The 14,874-nt window shown below is 68.8% G+C and carries 14 protein-coding genes; 8 read left to right on the top strand and 6 right to left on the bottom strand.

The genetic code is table 11. The annotated features are described in order from the left end of the window. Nucleotides 1-32: 32 nt before the first annotated feature. The 7 genes from AB0P11_RS14555 (at nucleotide 33) to AB0P11_RS14525 (ending at nucleotide 6,552) form a co-directional block, all read left to right on the top strand. Entirely contained in the window at nucleotides 33-1,019 is a 987-nt protein-coding gene (locus AB0P11_RS14555) for an acetylesterase (protein WP_363522654.1), read from the top strand. Between the two features lie 172 nt (nucleotides 1,020-1,191). Continuing rightward, complete coding sequence (locus AB0P11_RS14550) at nucleotides 1,192-1,782, top strand: glucose-6-phosphate isomerase family protein (protein WP_363522652.1); 591 nt, start codon at nucleotides 1,192-1,194, stop codon at nucleotides 1,780-1,782. A 9-nt stretch (nucleotides 1,783-1,791) separates the two neighbouring features. Continuing rightward, on the top strand, nucleotides 1,792-3,294 hold the full coding sequence (xylB, locus tag AB0P11_RS14545; protein ID WP_363522650.1) for a xylulokinase: 1,503 nt from the start codon (nucleotides 1,792-1,794) through the stop codon (nucleotides 3,292-3,294). Beyond that, the gene (locus AB0P11_RS14540; RefSeq protein WP_285363409.1) at nucleotides 3,294-4,250 is read left to right on the top strand and encodes a phosphoglycerate dehydrogenase; all 957 of its coding nucleotides are present in this window, start codon (nucleotides 3,294-3,296) and stop codon (nucleotides 4,248-4,250) included. The genes xylB and AB0P11_RS14540 overlap by 1 nt, the downstream gene beginning before the upstream one ends. Nucleotides 4,251-4,261: 11 nt before the next feature. After that, the gene (locus tag AB0P11_RS14535; protein WP_363522648.1) at nucleotides 4,262-5,215 is read left to right on the top strand and encodes a shikimate dehydrogenase; all 954 of its coding nucleotides are present in this window, start codon (nucleotides 4,262-4,264) and stop codon (nucleotides 5,213-5,215) included. After that, the gene (locus AB0P11_RS14530) at nucleotides 5,215-6,183 is read left to right on the top strand and encodes an aryldialkylphosphatase (protein ID WP_363522646.1); all 969 of its coding nucleotides are present in this window, start codon (nucleotides 5,215-5,217) and stop codon (nucleotides 6,181-6,183) included. The genes AB0P11_RS14535 and AB0P11_RS14530 overlap by 1 nt, the downstream gene beginning before the upstream one ends. A 72-nt stretch (nucleotides 6,184-6,255) precedes the next feature. Beyond that, entirely contained in the window at nucleotides 6,256-6,552 is a 297-nt protein-coding gene (locus tag AB0P11_RS14525; protein WP_363522644.1) for a putative quinol monooxygenase, read from the top strand. 80 nt (nucleotides 6,553-6,632) lie between these two features. Here AB0P11_RS14525 and AB0P11_RS14520 read toward each other — a convergent pair whose 3' ends face one another. The 4 genes from AB0P11_RS14520 to AB0P11_RS14505 form a co-directional block, all read right to left on the bottom strand. Next, entirely contained in the window at nucleotides 6,633-7,631 is a 999-nt protein-coding gene (locus tag AB0P11_RS14520) for an ABC transporter substrate-binding protein (RefSeq protein WP_056280540.1), read from the bottom strand. Nucleotides 7,632-7,680: 49 nt separating this feature from the next. Then, nucleotides 7,681-8,715 carry an ABC transporter permease gene (locus AB0P11_RS14515; RefSeq protein ID WP_171821947.1) on the bottom strand — a complete coding sequence of 345 codons (1,035 nt, stop codon included), beginning with the start codon at nucleotides 8,713-8,715 and terminating at the stop codon, nucleotides 7,681-7,683. Continuing rightward, nucleotides 8,715-10,217: a sugar ABC transporter ATP-binding protein gene (locus tag AB0P11_RS14510; protein ID WP_056280538.1), complete on the bottom strand. Its 1,503-nt coding sequence runs from the start codon at nucleotides 10,215-10,217 to the stop codon at nucleotides 8,715-8,717. The genes AB0P11_RS14515 and AB0P11_RS14510 overlap by 1 nt, the downstream gene beginning before the upstream one ends. 187 nt (nucleotides 10,218-10,404) lie before the next feature. Continuing rightward, on the bottom strand, nucleotides 10,405-11,274 hold the full coding sequence (locus AB0P11_RS14505; protein WP_285363407.1) for a sugar phosphate isomerase/epimerase family protein: 870 nt from the start codon (nucleotides 11,272-11,274) through the stop codon (nucleotides 10,405-10,407). 190 nt (nucleotides 11,275-11,464) lie between these two features. Between AB0P11_RS14505 and AB0P11_RS14500 the strand changes: the two genes are divergently transcribed. After that, nucleotides 11,465-12,466 carry a LacI family DNA-binding transcriptional regulator gene (locus AB0P11_RS14500; protein WP_363522641.1) on the top strand — a complete coding sequence of 334 codons (1,002 nt, stop codon included), beginning with the start codon at nucleotides 11,465-11,467 and terminating at the stop codon, nucleotides 12,464-12,466. Nucleotides 12,467-12,605: 139 nt separating this feature from the next. Here the strand turns inward: AB0P11_RS14500 and AB0P11_RS14495 are convergent, their stop codons facing one another. Further along, nucleotides 12,606-13,571 (bottom strand): aldo/keto reductase, encoded by a 966-nt coding sequence (locus AB0P11_RS14495; RefSeq protein WP_056280528.1) that lies wholly within the window; start codon nucleotides 13,569-13,571, stop codon nucleotides 12,606-12,608. Then, complete coding sequence (locus AB0P11_RS14490; protein WP_072591986.1) at nucleotides 13,558-14,853, bottom strand: L-fuconate dehydratase; 1,296 nt, start codon at nucleotides 14,851-14,853, stop codon at nucleotides 13,558-13,560. Before AB0P11_RS14490 ends, AB0P11_RS14495 begins: the two co-directional genes overlap by 14 nt. Between the last annotated feature and the right edge of the window lie 21 nt (nucleotides 14,854-14,874).

The raw sequence follows: 14,874 nt of genomic DNA, 5'->3' as shown, positions 1-14,874 counted from the left end.
ATCCGGAGGACGTTCGGTAGCGTCGTCTCGTCATGACCTTCCCCCCTCCCTACGACACCTGGTTCCCCGACGCCGAGTTCGACGCCGCTTACGGACACACGCTCACCACGCTCCGCGAGATCGCACCGGTTCCAGCGCCGGACGGCTTCACCGCGCGATGGCAGGCGTGGCGCGCACAGGCGAAGACGGTGGATGCCGCACCCGCCGTGCTGTCCACCGAGAGCATCCACGGCCGGCGGGTGTCGATCATCGAGCACGCCGGAGTCGACGGCATCCGACTGCGTGCCTGGCTCGTCGAGCCCGTCTCGCCGCCCGCGCGGGTGGGCGTCGCGCACAGCCACGGATACGGCGGGCGGGATGCGATCGACCTCGCTCGTATTCCCGAGGATGCAGCGGCGATCTTCCCTGTCGCCCGCGGGCTGCCCACGCTGAACACGGGCATCGGCGCCCCCGAGATCCAGGCCGAGCATGTGCTGGCCGGGATCGAGAACTCCGACGACTACGTGCTGGGACTCTGCGCCCGCGACCTCTGGCTCGCGGCGGATGCCCTGACCGCGCTCGTCGGACGCGTGCCGCTCTACTACGTCGGCGAGAGCTTCGGCGGCGGCATCGGAGCGCTCGCCCTGCCGTGGGACGACCGGTATATCGGGGCGACCCTCATCGTCCCGAGCTTCGGGCAGTACGACGAGCGCCTCGCCGTTCACTGCCTCGGCAGCGGGGAGACCGTGCGCGATCACGTCGCCGCGCATCCCGACGCGCGCGAGGCGCTGCGCTGGTTCGACGCCTCGTCAGCCCTCGGCTTCGCCCGCGTTCCGGTGCGCGTGGAGGCGGCACTGTGGGACCCGTACGTGCCGCCGCCCGGACAGTTCGGCGTCGCGAACGCGGCGCGGATGCTCGAACTCGCCGTCCTCCCCGCCGGCCATGCCGACTACCCAGGGGCCGACGAGGTGACAGCCGAGGCCGTCAGAGGCGGCCGCGCCCACCTCGCGCGCGCACTGCGCGCCGCCTCCGCTCCATGACTCCGGAGAAACTCGCATGGCGAGCCCGACGGGTTCGGGCGATCCAGGAGCAGCGCACACCCGCGCTCCCCGGCCTGCGCATCCGAGCACTGGACGCCACTTGTCATCACAGGTACACTCAACTTGTCATTACAGGTTGCGCAGCGCCGCAGCATCCGCACGAGGAGCACCGATGCCCCAGTTCCACACTCCCCCGATCTCGCCGATGGCGATCGCCTTCGACGCCGAGAAGCTCACGCTCTCCCCGGAGGGACCCACTCTGACGCGGCGCATGTCCGACCTCGAGGGACTCTTCCTCGACGCCGACGCCTGGGCTGCCGCGGCCGCCGGCGACAACCCCGTCGTCTACACCGTGGTCAGCTCTCCCGTGCCCGAGGTCGACCGCGAGCTGCCGCAGTCGATCACCACGATCATGCCCGGCGACACCTCGGGAGAGCTCTGGATGACCAAGGGCCACCAGCATCCGAACCACCAGGGCGAGATCTACCTCGCGCTGAAGGGCCGCGGCGGGCTGCTCATGTTCGACGGCGAGCGCACCGAATGGCTCGACATGCTGCCCGGCACGATCGGCTACATCCCGCCGGGCTGGGCGCACCGCTCGGTCAACACGGGCGACGAGCCCTACTCGTTCCTCGCGGTGTACCCGGGCGGCGCCGGCCACGACTACGACTGGGTCCTCGAGCACGGGATGGGCTCTCGGGCCTATCGCGCCACCGAGGGCGTGGACCTGCGCCCCTACTCCGCGTCCCCCCCCGCGGAATAGGCTCCGGCCATGCTGATCGCGCACGATCTGGGGACCACCGGCGACAAGGCCTCCCTGCACCATGACGACGGACGCCTCGTCACCTCGGTCACGGTGCCGTACCCCGCGCACTTCGCCGCGGGCGGCATCGCCGAGCAGGATCCGGCGGACTGGTGGGATGCCGTCGTCTCGGCGACCCGACAGCTGATCGACCGTGCGGGCGTCGACCCGTCGACCGTCGGCGGACTCGTCGTCAGCGGCCAGATGATGGGCACCGTGCTGCTCGACGCACACGGCGAGCCGGTGCGCCCCGCGATCATCTGGGCTGACACCCGCTCGGGCGCGCAGACCCGTGCGCTCGAAGAGCGTCTCGGCGCACAGGACGCCTATCGCGTGCTCGGCCATCGACTGAACCCCACCTACTCGGTCGAGAAGGTCATGTGGGTGCGCGACAACGAGCCGGATGTCTGGGCGCGGGTGCGGCACTTCTGCGTCGCGAAGGACTACATCGTCTACCGTCTCACCGGGCGCCTCGCCACCGAGCGCTCCGACGCCTCGGGCACCAACGCCTACGACCAGGTGCGCGGCGAGTGGTCGGCCGATGTGCTCGCCGCCGCGGGACTCGACCCCGCTCTCTTCCCCGAGATCCTCGAATCGACGACGATCGCCGGGTCCCTGACCGCCGAATCGGCCACCGACCTCGGGCTTCCGGCATCCGTCCGCGTCGTCATGGGCGGCGGAGACGGCCCCTTGGCCGCCGTCGGTTCGGGCATCGTCGCGCCCGAAGACGGCGCGTACGTGTGCCTGGGCACCTCGTCGTGGATCTCGTTCGCGAGCCTCACACCGCTGCACGACCCGCAGATGCGCACCATGACGTTCGACAACGTCGTGCCAGGATCCTTCGTGCCGACCGCGACCATGCAGGCCGGCGGCGCCTCGGTGCAGTGGATCGCCGAAGCCCTCTCCCCCGACCCCGCGCGCCCCGACACCGCCCGGCTCACCGCGGAGGCCGGGGGCGACCTCGACACCGAGGACCTCTACTTCCTCCCCTATCTGCTCGGCGAACGATCCCCGCTGTGGGACCCGCACGCCCGCGGAGCCTTCGTCGGCCTCGCCCGTCACCACACCCGCGCGCACCTCACCCGAGCCGTGCTCGAGGGTGTCGCGTACAACTTGCTCACTTGCATCCAGGCGTTCCGCGAATCCGGTGCGTCGATCGACCGCATCGACGCGGTGGGCGGCGGAGCACAGAGCGACGCCTGGCTCGGCATCCTCGCCGACGTCTGGGGTGTGCCGATCCGACGGCGCACGATCGTCGAAGAGGCCAACAGCCTCGGCGCCGCTGTCACCGGTGCCGTCGGCCTCGGCCTCGCCGACTTCTCGGCGGCGCGGGCGCTCAGCGAGGTCACGGCGGAGTTCACTCCGGACGCCGGCCGGCACGCCGTGCACGCGCAGCGGCATTCGCGCTTCGTCGGCGCCTACGCCGCGCTCGAGCCGTGGTTCGCCCAGGCCCCCGCCACCCGAGGCGCCTGATGGGAGTCATCCTCGCGACCAGCCGATCGTTCTCGGACGGAGACCTCGACCTCGTCGGGCGAGCCAGGGCCGCCGGTCACGAGATCGTCCGGGGCCCCGCCCACCACGGGCTCACCGAGCTCGCACCCCTGCTCGCTGCCGCCGAGGGGTGGATCGCGGGCACGGGTCCGGTGACCGACGACCACCTGGCCGCCGCGCCGAACCTCAGGGTCGTGGCCCGCTACGGCGTCGGCACCGAGGCGGTCGATCTCGACGCGGCGCTGCGGCGCGGCATCCCGGTGACGAACACCCCGGGGGCGAACGCGGATGCCGTCGCCGACCACGCCGTCGGCCTCATGCTTGCGGCGCTCCGGTTCATCCCCGACGGCGATCGCCGCGTGCGGGCCGGCGACTGGGCCGTGCGGCGCGGTCGCGAGCTCGGAGCCGCCACGGTCGGCATCGTCGGGTTCGGTCGCATAGGCCAGGGCGTCGCGCGACGTCTGAGCGGTTTCGGCGCACGCGTGCTCGCGGCAGATCCGTTCCTGCCGGCCGACGTGATCGCCGAGCGCGGCGCCGAACCGGTCGACCTCGACGAGCTGTTCCGCACAGCCGACGTCATCACCCTGCACGCCCCGGGCGGGCAGACGCTCGTCGATGCGGCGCGACTCGACGGCATCCGCCCCGGCACGATCCTGGTGAACACCGCCCGCCCCGATCTCGTCGACGAGGCGGCACTCGCCGCCGCCCTGCGTGACGGACGCCTCGGCGGATACGCCGCCGACACCCTGACCGGCGACACCGCGGCGAGCGCGAGTCCGCTGCTCGCCGACGACCTCGCCGACCGTGTCACCGTGACCCCGCATCTCGGCGCGCAGACGACCCAGGCCGTCGACAACATGGGCTCGATGTCCCTCGACGATGTGCTCGCGGTTCTCGCCGGCACCGCTCCCGCCCACCCCGTCTCCCCCCGACCCTGAAGGACCCAGCGATGACCATCACCGAGAACACCGCGACCCCCGCGACCACGACCGGCGGCTACATGGGCTTCGTCGGCGTGAGCACCGGCTCGTCGTCGATCATGAAGGTGTTCCCGAAGTGGGCCGAGGTGCTGGGCCTCCCCACCGAGAACCTCATCGGACACGACCTTCCGATGGATGCGACTCCCGAGCAGTACGTCGCCATGGTCGAGCAGATCCGCGACGACCCGCAGCACCGGGGCGCACTGGTCACGACCCACAAGATGAACGTGTTCGCCGCGGCATCCGACCTGTTCGACGAGCTCGACCCGTTCGCCGTCTCGTGCTCCGAGATCTCGAGCATCTCGAAGCGGGGTGACCGCCTGATCGGCCGCGCCAAAGACCCCCTCACCGTCGATCTCGCACTCAAGGACTTCCTGCCGACCGAGCACTTCGCCCGTACCGGGGCGGAGGTCGTGATCCTCGGCGCCGGCGGCTCGGGCACCGCGCTCAGCTGGGCGCTGGCGGAGAGGGCGGATGCTCCGGCGAAGATCACCGTGACCGCTCGCGACGACGACAAGCTCGACCACCTGCGCGAGGTGCACCGCCAGCACGGCACCCCCGACGGGCTGATCACGTACGTGCGCACCGACACGGTGCAGGATGCCGCGGCCATCGTCGCAGGCGCTCCCGCGGGCTCGCTGATCGTGAACGCCACCGGCCTCGGCAAGGACCGCCCGGGCTCGCCGCTGCCCGACGACGTCGCGTTCCCCGAGGACGCGTGGGTGTGGGAGTTCAACTACCGCGGCTCGCTCGAGTTCCTGCATCAGGCGCGTGCGCAGGAGGGCGCGCGCGGTCTGCACGTGGTCGACGGCTGGCGCTACTTCATCCACGGGTGGTCGCAGGTCGTCGCCGACGTGTTCGAGATCGACCTCACGCCCGAGATCGTCGAGCGGCTCGCCCAGGCCGCCGAATCGGTGCGCTGATGCCCGTCGTGCGGACGGTGCTCGGCGACATCGACCCGACGCGTCTCGGGGCGACGGACTATCACGAGCACCTGTTCCAGATCTCGCCGCTGCTGGTCGGCGATGAGCTCGACGATGAGGAGCTCTCCGGCCAGGAGGCCGCCCTGCTGCGGGCCAGCGGCTTCGCGGCGATGGTCGATGCGACGCCGTTCGGGCTCGGGCGCGATCCCGAGGGGGTCGCACGCATCAGCGCCGGCACCGGACTGCACATCGTCGCCACGACAGGGCGCCACCGCGAGGCGCACTACGGCGAGGACCATCCGATGCAGGTGTGGGATGTCGAGCGCCTGGCCGAGCTGTTCATCGCCGAGGTGATGCGCGGGATGCTCGTCGACGATGCGCTGGTGTTCGAGACCCCCGACGTGCCCCGGGCGGCTGCGCCCGAGGGATCACCGGTACGCGCCGGGATGCTGAAAGCCGGCGTCGGCTACTGGAGCATCACCGCCTTCGAGCACACGACCCTGCTCGCGGTCGCAGCGGCGCACCGAGCGACCGGCGCGCCGGTCATGGTGCACCTGGAGTTCTGCACCGCCGCGCACGAGGTCCTCGATCTGCTCGAGGGCGAAGGCGTGGCATCCGATCGCGTCGTGCTCGCGCATGCCGACCGCGATCCGGATGCCGGGCTGCACGCGTCGCTCGCCGAGCGCGGCGCCTACCTCGGGTACGACGGCTTCGCGCGTCCGCGTACGAGGTCGGATGCCGAGCTGCTCGCCCTGACCGAGAAGGCCGTCGCCCTCGGATGCGGAGACCGCATCCTGCTCGGCGGCGATGTCGCCCGCCGCACCCGCTACCTCGCGTACGGCGGCATGCCGGGTCTCGCCTATCTCGGCGAGCGCTACCTGCCGCGGCTGCGCTCCGCGCTGGGCGACGACGCGGTCGAGCGGATGCTGGTCGCCAACCCCGCGCGCCTGCTCACCCTGTCGACCTGACCCTGTCAGCCTGACCACACCGCTGCCTGACCGCACCGTCCCACCCCGCCAGCCCACACCCGAGGAGTCCGCATGACCGAGCCGACCATCCTGCATGCCGTGTTCACCGCACGCCCCGACAAGGGCGACGACGTTGCGGCGCTGCTGCGCGACTTCGCCGAGGTGGTGCGCGCCGAAGAGGGCAACGTCGTGTTCGATGCGACGCGGCTCGTCGACGACCCCGACCGCTTCTTCGTCTACGAGGTCTACCGCGACGAGGCGGCCTTCCAGGCGCACATCTCGGCCGCGGCCGGCGTCCCATTCAATGAGGCGCTGCAGCAGCTGATCGTCGAGCCGGCATCCGTGCTGACCTTCCTCCGACGCATCTGACGCACCCTGCCACGCGCCCCCGCACCCCCGGCACGCAAGAAGCCCCCCACCCGAAGGTGAGGGGCTTCTTTCTCAGCGGGTCACTCGTAGAGGACCGCTGCGATGTCCTCGTCCTCGAGGTTCGTGCTGTCGTACCAGTACGAACCCGTGTCGTAGAACTCCTCGACGTCCTCGCCGTTGGCCGCGTCGTACGCCGCCTGGACGACCTGCGCGCCGATGCCGATCGGGTCCTGCGTGATGGCGCCGGCCATCGTTCCGTCCTTGATCGCGTTGATCTGGGCAGCTCCCGAGTCGAAGCCGACGATCGTGATCTTGCCCTTCTCGAGGCCGAGCTCGTTCACGGCGTTCACGACGCCGATGGCCGAGCCCTCGTTGGTGCCGTAGATGCCCTTGAGATCGGGGTGAGCGGCGATCAGCGTCTTCGCGATGTCAGCCGACTTCAGGTGGTCGCCGTCACCGTACTGGATGTCGACGATCTTGATGTCGGGGAAGTCCGCCTCGATCTTCTCGACGAATCCGTCACGACGCTCGACACCGGTCGAGTTGATGTTCGAGTGGCCGACGATGGCGACTTCGCCCTCGCCGCCGATCAGCTCGGCCATGTGCTCTGCGGCGAGCGCACCGGCGACCTTGCTGTCGGTCGCCGACAGGCTGAGTCCGACGTCGCCGTCGCAGGGAGCGTCGAAGTACACGACGGGGATGTCCTTGGCCTTCGCCTGCTCGAGCGGGGCGACGCACGCCTCGGGGTCGAGGGCGGCGTAGGCGATGGCATCCGGGTTCTTGTCGATCGCGGTGGTGAGCATCTCGAGCTGCTGGGCGATCTCGGTCTCGGCGGCCGGGCCCTCGAACGTGATCTTCACGCCGAGCTCGTCCGCCTTCTCCTGAGCACCGGTCTTGACGGCCTGCCAGAACTGGTGCTGGAAGCCCTTCGAGACGAGCGCGATGTACATCTCGCCGTCGCCGCTGCCTCCGTCGCCGCTGCCTTCTTCGATGACGTCACCGCCGCCTGCGCAACCCGCGAAGACGAGGGCGGATGCGGCCACGAGTGCCGCGAATGCGGTCTTCTTGCCGAATTTCATGGAAACTCCATTGTTCTCTGTGTGGTGGTGGGGGGTGTAGATCTGTGGGTCAGGTGCGCTGGCGGTTGCGCAGCGAGTCGAGGAAGACGGCCAGCAGCACGACGATGCCGACGACGATGTTCTGCCACTCCGACTGGATCGACATGATGCGCAGGCCGTTGACGAGCACGCTCATGATGAGCGCACCGATCACGGTGCCGAGGATCGAGCCTCGTCCGCCGAGCAGCGACGTTCCGCCGATGATGACGGCGGCGATCGCCTGCAGCTCGTAGCCGGTGCCGATCTGCGGCTGCGCCGAGTCGAGACGGGCCGCGATCACGATGCCCGCGATGCCGGTGAAGGCGCCCGCGAACATGTAGATGAGGATCGTCCAGCGGCGGGTGTTCACACCCGACAGCCGGGTGGCCTCCTCGTTCGAGCCGATCGCGAAGGTGTAGCGGCCGAGGAGCGTCTTCGACAGCACGAGCCACGCGATGATCGCGGCCACGGCGGTGATCAGCACGGCGTTCGGGATGCCGGGGATGATCACGCCGAGCGCGATCTTCTTGAAGTCGGGGGCCGAGGTCGAGAAGTAGATCGGCGAGACGTTCGAGATGACGAGGGCGAGTCCGCCGGCGATCATCATCATCGCGAGGGTCGCGATGAAGGGCGGCAGCCGGAGGAACGTGATGTTGATGCCGTTCACGAGTCCCATGAGGACACCCGTGAGCACACCGCCGATCACGCCGACCCAGACGGGGAGTCCCATGTTGGTGACGAAGACACCCGTCATCACGGCGCACAGCGCCATACCGGTGCCGATCGAGAGATCGATGCCGCCGGTGATGATGACGAAGGTCGTGCCGAGGGCGAGGATGCCGATGACCGCCGTCGACAGCAGCACCGTGGCGATGTTGCTGAAGGTGAAGAAGTTCGGGCTGGCGATCGAGAAGAAGATCACCAGGACGATCAGCGTGCCGAAGGCGAGTGACTGCTGCAGCTGGCGGCGGAGGAACCCGCCGAAGTCGCGCTTGTCGGTGTTCTCATCGACCGCCGTCTGGATGATCGTCGTCGTCGACGATCCGGACTGCTGTGGGGTGCTCATCAGTCTTCCTCCCCGTGGGCTGCGAGTTGCATGATCTTCTCCTGGCTGGCTTCCTCGTTGCGGAGCGTCCCGGTGATCCGACCGTTCGCGAAGACCGCGATGCGGTTCGCGACGCGGAGGATCTCGGGGAGCTCCGATGAGATGACGATGATGGATTTGCCCTGGTCAGCGAGCTGCTGCATGAGGCGGTAGATCTCCTCCTTCGCGCCGACGTCGATCCCTCGGGTCGGCTCGTCGAAGATGAGGATGTCGCAGTCGCGCATCAGCCACCGGGCGATGACGACCTTCTGCTGGTTCCCTCCCGAGAGCAGCTTCACGACCTGGTTCACCGAGGGCGTCTTGACCCGCAGCTGCTGCACGTACTCCTTGGTGCGGTTCTTCGCCTTCGCGTCGCCCATCCAGCCGATGCCGTTGGCGTACGACCCGAGCGAGGCGAGCACGGTGTTGAAGGTCACGTCCTGCTCGAGCATCAGGCCCAGCAGCTTGCGGTCCTCCGAGAGGTAGCCGAGGCCGTGCTTGACCGCATCCGCCGGCTGTCCGATTCGCACCGGGTCGCCGCCGATCGCGATCGTGCCGCCGTCGCGGTGGTCGGCACCGATGATGGCCCGCGCAGTCTCGGTGCGCCCGGCGCCCATGAGCCCGGCGAAGCCCAGGATCTCGCCCTTGTGCAGCTGGAACGAGACGTCCTTGAGGAGGTTCTTGGTCGAGAGTCCCTGCACGTCGAGCACGATCGGGTCGTTGATGTGATCGCGGGCCTGCGGACGGGTTCCCTCGTCGATCACGCGGCCGACCATCATCTCGATGATCTTCGGGACGCTGACCTCTGACTTCTCCAGTGATCCGATGTATGTGCCGTCACGGAGCACCGTGACCCGGTCGGCGAGACGCCGCAGCTCGTCCATGCGGTGCGAGATGTAGACGATGCCGGTCCCCGAGGCGCGCAGCTGCTCGATCAGCAGGAACAGGGTCTCGGTCTCGGAGTCGGTGAGCGCCGAGGTGGGCTCGTCCATGATGAGCACCTTGGCGTTGAACGAGAGCGCCTTGGCGATCTCGACCATCTGCTGCTCGGCCACGGTCAGCTCGCCGACGAGCTGTCGCGGGTTGACCCTGATGCCGAGGCGCTGCAGCAGTTCGGCCGTCTGCGCGTTGAGCTTGCGCTCCGACAGGAAGGGGCCGGTGGTGGGCTCGCGACCCACGAAGATGTTCTGCGCCACGGTGAGATCGGGCATCAGGTTGAGTTCCTGGTGGATGATCGTGATGCCGAGCTGCTGCGCCTGCAGCGGGCTGGTGAGTTCGACCTCCTGGCCCTCGAACGTGATGGTGCCCTCGTCCTTGGTGTAGATCCCCGAGAGGATCTTCATCAGGGTCGACTTGCCGGCGCCGTTCTCGCCCACGAGCACCAGCACCTCGCCGGCTCGCACCTCGAGGTGCACATCCTTGAGAGCCTGCACACCGGGGAATCCCTTGCTGATCCCGTCGACTCTGAGAATGGGGTCACTCATGTGCTCACCTGCTTCCTTGAAGGTCGTGATGCGATATTCCGGTCGGGTCCGGAAACATCGGATCAATTCTGCGTCTTACGCCCCACCCTGCGCAAGTTGTATCTAAATGTAACTAAGACTTCTTCGGATGGGAAGACCTGTAATAACAAGTTGGCAACAGGTCGGCGGATCGAGGCGACGGCCCGGCTCAGTGCAGCCGGATCGAGTCGACCGCGACGAGCTTGTCGCGGATGTAGGCGTTGGCGTGCGCTCCGAGCTCGACGTTGTCGGTCCACAGGTTGCGCCAGATGCCGAGCATGCGGCTGAGATCGGGGGCGACGACGGCTGACGAGAACGACTCGAACACGATCGGACCGTCGTAGCCGATGCGGCCCAGCGCCTTGAAGAAGTTGTCGAAGTCGACGGTGCCGGTGCCGAGATAGCCGCGGTGGCTCTCCCCGATGTGCACGTAGCGCAGGGCCGGAGCCGCGTCGAGGACCGGCGCGAACATATCCGACTCCTCGATGTTCATGTGGTACGTGTCGAGGTGGATGCCGAGGTTCGGCCGATCGACCTCGGCGAGGTAGGCGAGCGCCTGCCGTGCGGTGTTCAGCACGTTCGTCTCGTAGCGGTTCACGACCTCGAGCGAGACCGAGATGCCGCGCTCTGCGGCATGGTCGGCGACGCGGGCGATCGTTTGCCGACTGCTCTCCAGCCCCTCGGCCGTCACCGGGTCCATGTACTTCTGCATCGCACTGTAGATCACGCCGCAGAAGTGCTGGCCGCCGAGGTCCGCGAGCACGTCGACCGCCCTGAGCAGCAGCGCCTCTCCCGCGGCCACGACAGCCGGGTCGGAGCTCGTCACGTCGGTCGCTCCCGAGAGTCCGAGCGAGGCGCTGACGGCGAGATCGTGCTCTTCGAGCGCGTCCTTCGCCGCGGTGACGTCGAACGAGAACGGGTCCATCAGCGGGAACTCGATCAGGTCGAATCCGGCCGCCTTCGTCTTCTCGACGGAGAGACGGATGCCGTCGGCATCGAAGTGTCCGGTCCAGACGAGCCCGTGGCATCCGATGTTCATGAGACCTCTCGGAGACGGGTGTGCGGCACCTTCGCCTCGGCAGGATTGGCACGTTGCAACTCTGCGTTCAGGTCACCGTACGCGGGTCGGGGATGCGGTGTCAAGAACTTTCTTGGCACGTTGCAATCGCTGAGCTACTCTGGACTCGCCGCCGACCGTCCTGCGTCGACGCGCAGTCGACAGGAGCTCCATGCCCGCCAGCGTCAAAGACGTCGCCGCTCTCGCCGGGGTGTCCTCCTCGACCGTCTCGAACTACCTCAACCACCCGCATGTGCTCGGCGAATCGAGCGCGGCGAAGGTGAGGGAGGCGATCGCGCAGCTCGGCTACGTGCCCAACGAATCCGCCCGTCAACTGCGAGCCGGCTCCAGCAAGGCGCTGGCGCTGATTCTTCTCGACGCCTGGCTGCCGTACTTCCACGAGCTCTCGCGCGGGGTCGAAGACGTGGCCCGCGAGGGCGGCTGGTCGCTGTTCTTCAGCAACAGCAACCGCGACGCCGACACCGAACGCGGGAACATCGACATGTTCGAGGCGCACCGCGTGCAGGGCATCGTCATCTACCCGCTCGAAGACGTGGTGCCCCGGCTCGAGCAGCTCGCCGATCGCGGCATCCGCTCGGTCGTCGTCGGCCCCATCCCCGATTCGCCGACCGTCGGTTCGGTGCTGTTCGACGACCGCGGCGGCGGACGGCTGGCGGGCGAGCACCTGCTGTCGCTCGGCCGCCGCCGCATCCTCTTCCTGGGGGCGCCGAGCGTCAGCCAGTCGAACGACCGCCTCCTCGGGCTGCGCGATGCCGTCACCGCGGCCGGGGCGACGGCCGATGTGATCGACGTGCCGCACCTGACGACCGAGGACGGCCTCGACGTCGGCGCGCGGATCGCCGAGATGCCTGCCACCGAACGCCCCGACGCGATCTTCGCCGCCAACGACATGGTGGCGATCGGCGTGCTCACCCAGCTGCTGCGCCAGGGCATCCGCGTGCCCGAGGAGATCGCGCTGGTCGGCTTCGACGACGTCGCGCAGGCCCACCAGAGCGTCGTGCCGCTGACGAGCGTGCGGCAGCCCGGGTACGAGATCGGCCGGGCGGCGGGCGCGGCACTCATCCGCCAGCTCACCGACCCCACGGCCGACCTCCCCGCTCCCACACCGTTCGCCGCCGAGCTCGTGGTGCGCGAGTCGACCGTCGGCCGCTGAGCCTCGTCTCCGCCGTCGCGGAGTTATGGCGCAGGCCCGGTTCACAATTCAGCACGAACCCGCACTGATGCCGCCGCCGAAGCCGCAGACCGCCCACCAGCGCAGACCTATGCTGAATTGTGAACGCGCGACGTCCGGCTCAGCCCGGGATCAGCCCCTCTGCGGCGAGCTCGTTCCACAGCGCGCCAGGAATCTCGAGCGCCGCATACTCGGCATTCTGCGTCAACTGCCCTGGCCGGCTTCCTCCGACCACCACCGAGCGCACCACGTCTGACTGCAGCGGGAACTGGATCGCGGCGGCGGGCAGCGGCACGTCGTGCTCGGCGCACACCCGTGCGATGCGCAGCAGCCGTTCCCACAGCTCGTCGGGAAGCTGCCCGTACTCGTATCGCCCGTCGCGGCGAGGTTCGTTCGATGCCAGCAGCCCGGAGTTGAAGACGGATGCCGCGACGATCCCTGTCCCGGTCTCTCGGCACGCCGGCAGCACCTCGGCCGCCGCCGGCTGTTCGAGCAGCGTGTATCTGCCCGCGACCATGACCAGGTCGAGGTCGGCCGACCGCACGGAGGCGGCGAGCGCATCCGACACCATCGAGCCGATGCCGACGGCAGTCACCTCGCCGTCGCGACGCAGCTGCTCGAGCGCCGGCAGCGCCTCGGCGAGCGCGAGATCCAGGTCATGCCGCTCGGGGTCGTGCAGGTAGAGCAGGTCGATGCGCTCGATCCCGAGACGTTCGCGGGACTCATCGAGACTGGTGCGTATCCCCTCAGCCGAGAAGTCCCACACGCGCTGCAGATCGTCGGGAACATGGAAGTCGTTCGCGGTGTCGAGGCCGCCGTCGTGGTCGGGGTTCGGTCGCAGCAGGCGCCCGACCTTGGTCGACAGCACGTACTCGTCGCGCGGTTTGGTCTGCAGGAACGCCCCGAGACGACGCTCCGAGAGCCCGAGCCCGTAATGCGGAGCGGTGTCGAAGTAGCGGATGCCGCTGTCCCACGCCGCATCGAGCACCGCCCACGCCTCGTCATCGCTCAGCGCGCGGAAGAGGTTGCCGACGTTCGCGGCCCCGTATCCGAGGGGCGGAACCGCCAGAGCATCAGACTCCGACATGCTGCCCCGTCCACGTGTACGCGGCGATGCTCTCGGCCTTCATCTCCATGCCGGATCCGGGCACCGTGGGTGCCATGTACGACCCGCCCTGGATGTCGGTGGGGATCACGAAGTGCTCGTGCAGGTGGTCGACGAATTCGATCATCCGCCCTTCGCGGGTGCCGGTGACGGCGACGAAGTCGAACATCGAGAGGTGCTGCACGGCTTCGCACAGCCCGACGCCACCGGCATGCGGGCAGACCGGCACACCGAACTTCGCGGCCAGCAGCAGGTTGGCGATGTTCTCGTTGACACCCGCGACGCGCACGGCGTCGATCTGCATGACCGAGATCGCCTCGGCCTGCAGCAGCTGCTTGAAGATGACGCGGTTCTGGGCGTGCTCGCCGGTGGCGACGCGGATGGGTGCCACCCCCCTGGCGATCTCGGCGTGACCGAGCACGTCGTCGGGGCTCGTGGGCTCTTCGATCCAGGCGGGGTGGAACTCGGCGAGCGCGCCTATCCATTCGATCGCCTCCGACACCTCCCACCGCTGGTTGGCGTCGATCGCGATGGGGAAGTCCGGTCCGCACACCTCGCGGGCCTTGCGGAAACGGCGGATGTCGTCGTCGAGGTCGGCGCCGACCTTGAGCTTGATCTGGGTGAAGCCGTCGGCCATCGCCTCGCGGGCGAGCCGCTCGAGCTTCTCGTCGGAGTATCCGAGCCATCCGGGGCTGGTCGTGTAGCCGGGGTATCCGGTGGCGAGCAGTTCCCGTTCGCGCTCGAGGCGTCCCGGCTCGGCGGCGCGCAGGATCTCGAGGGCGTCCTCGGGCGTCAGCGCATTGGTGAGGTAGCGGAAGTCGACGAGGCCCACGAGCTCCTCGGGCGTCATCCGCGCGAGCAGCTGCCACAGCGGCAGCCCGGCCCGCTTGGCCTTGATGTCCCACAGCGCGTTGATGACCGCGCCGATGGCCATGTGCATGACGCCCTTCTCGGGGCCGAGCCAGCGCAGCTGCGAGTCGCCGATGATGTCGCGGAACGTCGTGCCCATGTCGTCGAGCAACGGCTCGATCTCGCGACCGACGAGGTGCCCGGCGAGCGCGTCGATCGCGGCGACCTGCACATCGTTGCCGCGCCCGATCGTGAAGACGAACGCGTGGCCGTCGATGCCGTCCTCGGCATCCGTGCGCACGATCACGTATGCCGCCGAGTAGTCGGGGTCGGGATTCATGGCATCCGATCCGTCCAGACTCAGCGATGTCGGGAAGCGGATGTCGGTCGTGTCGAGGGCGACGATGCGGCTCACGGGTTCCTCTCGTGCACGGGA

The organism is Microbacterium sp. NPDC079176, assembly GCF_040686675.1.
Lineage (GTDB): Bacteria > Actinomycetota > Actinomycetes > Actinomycetales > Microbacteriaceae > Microbacterium.
Note: the sequence above shows the minus strand (reverse complement) of the source record. Positions and strands in the feature narration are given on the sequence as shown.

Excerpts from the sequence above, each read along its gene's own strand:
- AB0P11_RS14555 (WP_363522654.1), top strand. The coding sequence starts at position 33 with ATGACCTTCCCCCCTCCCTACGACACCTGGTTCCCCGACGCCGAGTTC.
- AB0P11_RS14550 (WP_363522652.1), top strand. The coding sequence starts at position 1,192 with ATGCCCCAGTTCCACACTCCCCCGATCTCGCCGATGGCGATCGCCTTC.
- xylB (WP_363522650.1), top strand. The coding sequence starts at position 1,792 with ATGCTGATCGCGCACGATCTGGGGACCACCGGCGACAAGGCCTCCCTG.
- AB0P11_RS14540 (WP_285363409.1), top strand. The coding sequence starts at position 3,294 with ATGGGAGTCATCCTCGCGACCAGCCGATCGTTCTCGGACGGAGACCTC.
- AB0P11_RS14535 (WP_363522648.1), top strand. The coding sequence starts at position 4,262 with ATGACCATCACCGAGAACACCGCGACCCCCGCGACCACGACCGGCGGC.
- AB0P11_RS14530 (WP_363522646.1), top strand. The coding sequence starts at position 5,215 with ATGCCCGTCGTGCGGACGGTGCTCGGCGACATCGACCCGACGCGTCTC.
- AB0P11_RS14525 (WP_363522644.1), top strand. The coding sequence starts at position 6,256 with ATGACCGAGCCGACCATCCTGCATGCCGTGTTCACCGCACGCCCCGAC.
- AB0P11_RS14520 (WP_056280540.1), bottom strand. The coding sequence starts at position 7,631 with ATGAAATTCGGCAAGAAGACCGCATTCGCGGCACTCGTGGCCGCATCC.
- AB0P11_RS14515 (WP_171821947.1), bottom strand. The coding sequence starts at position 8,715 with ATGAGCACCCCACAGCAGTCCGGATCGTCGACGACGACGATCATCCAG.
- AB0P11_RS14510 (WP_056280538.1), bottom strand. The coding sequence starts at position 10,217 with ATGAGTGACCCCATTCTCAGAGTCGACGGGATCAGCAAGGGATTCCCC.
- AB0P11_RS14505 (WP_285363407.1), bottom strand. The coding sequence starts at position 11,274 with ATGAACATCGGATGCCACGGGCTCGTCTGGACCGGACACTTCGATGCC.
- AB0P11_RS14500 (WP_363522641.1), top strand. The coding sequence starts at position 11,465 with ATGCCCGCCAGCGTCAAAGACGTCGCCGCTCTCGCCGGGGTGTCCTCC.
- AB0P11_RS14495 (WP_056280528.1), bottom strand. The coding sequence starts at position 13,571 with ATGTCGGAGTCTGATGCTCTGGCGGTTCCGCCCCTCGGATACGGGGCC.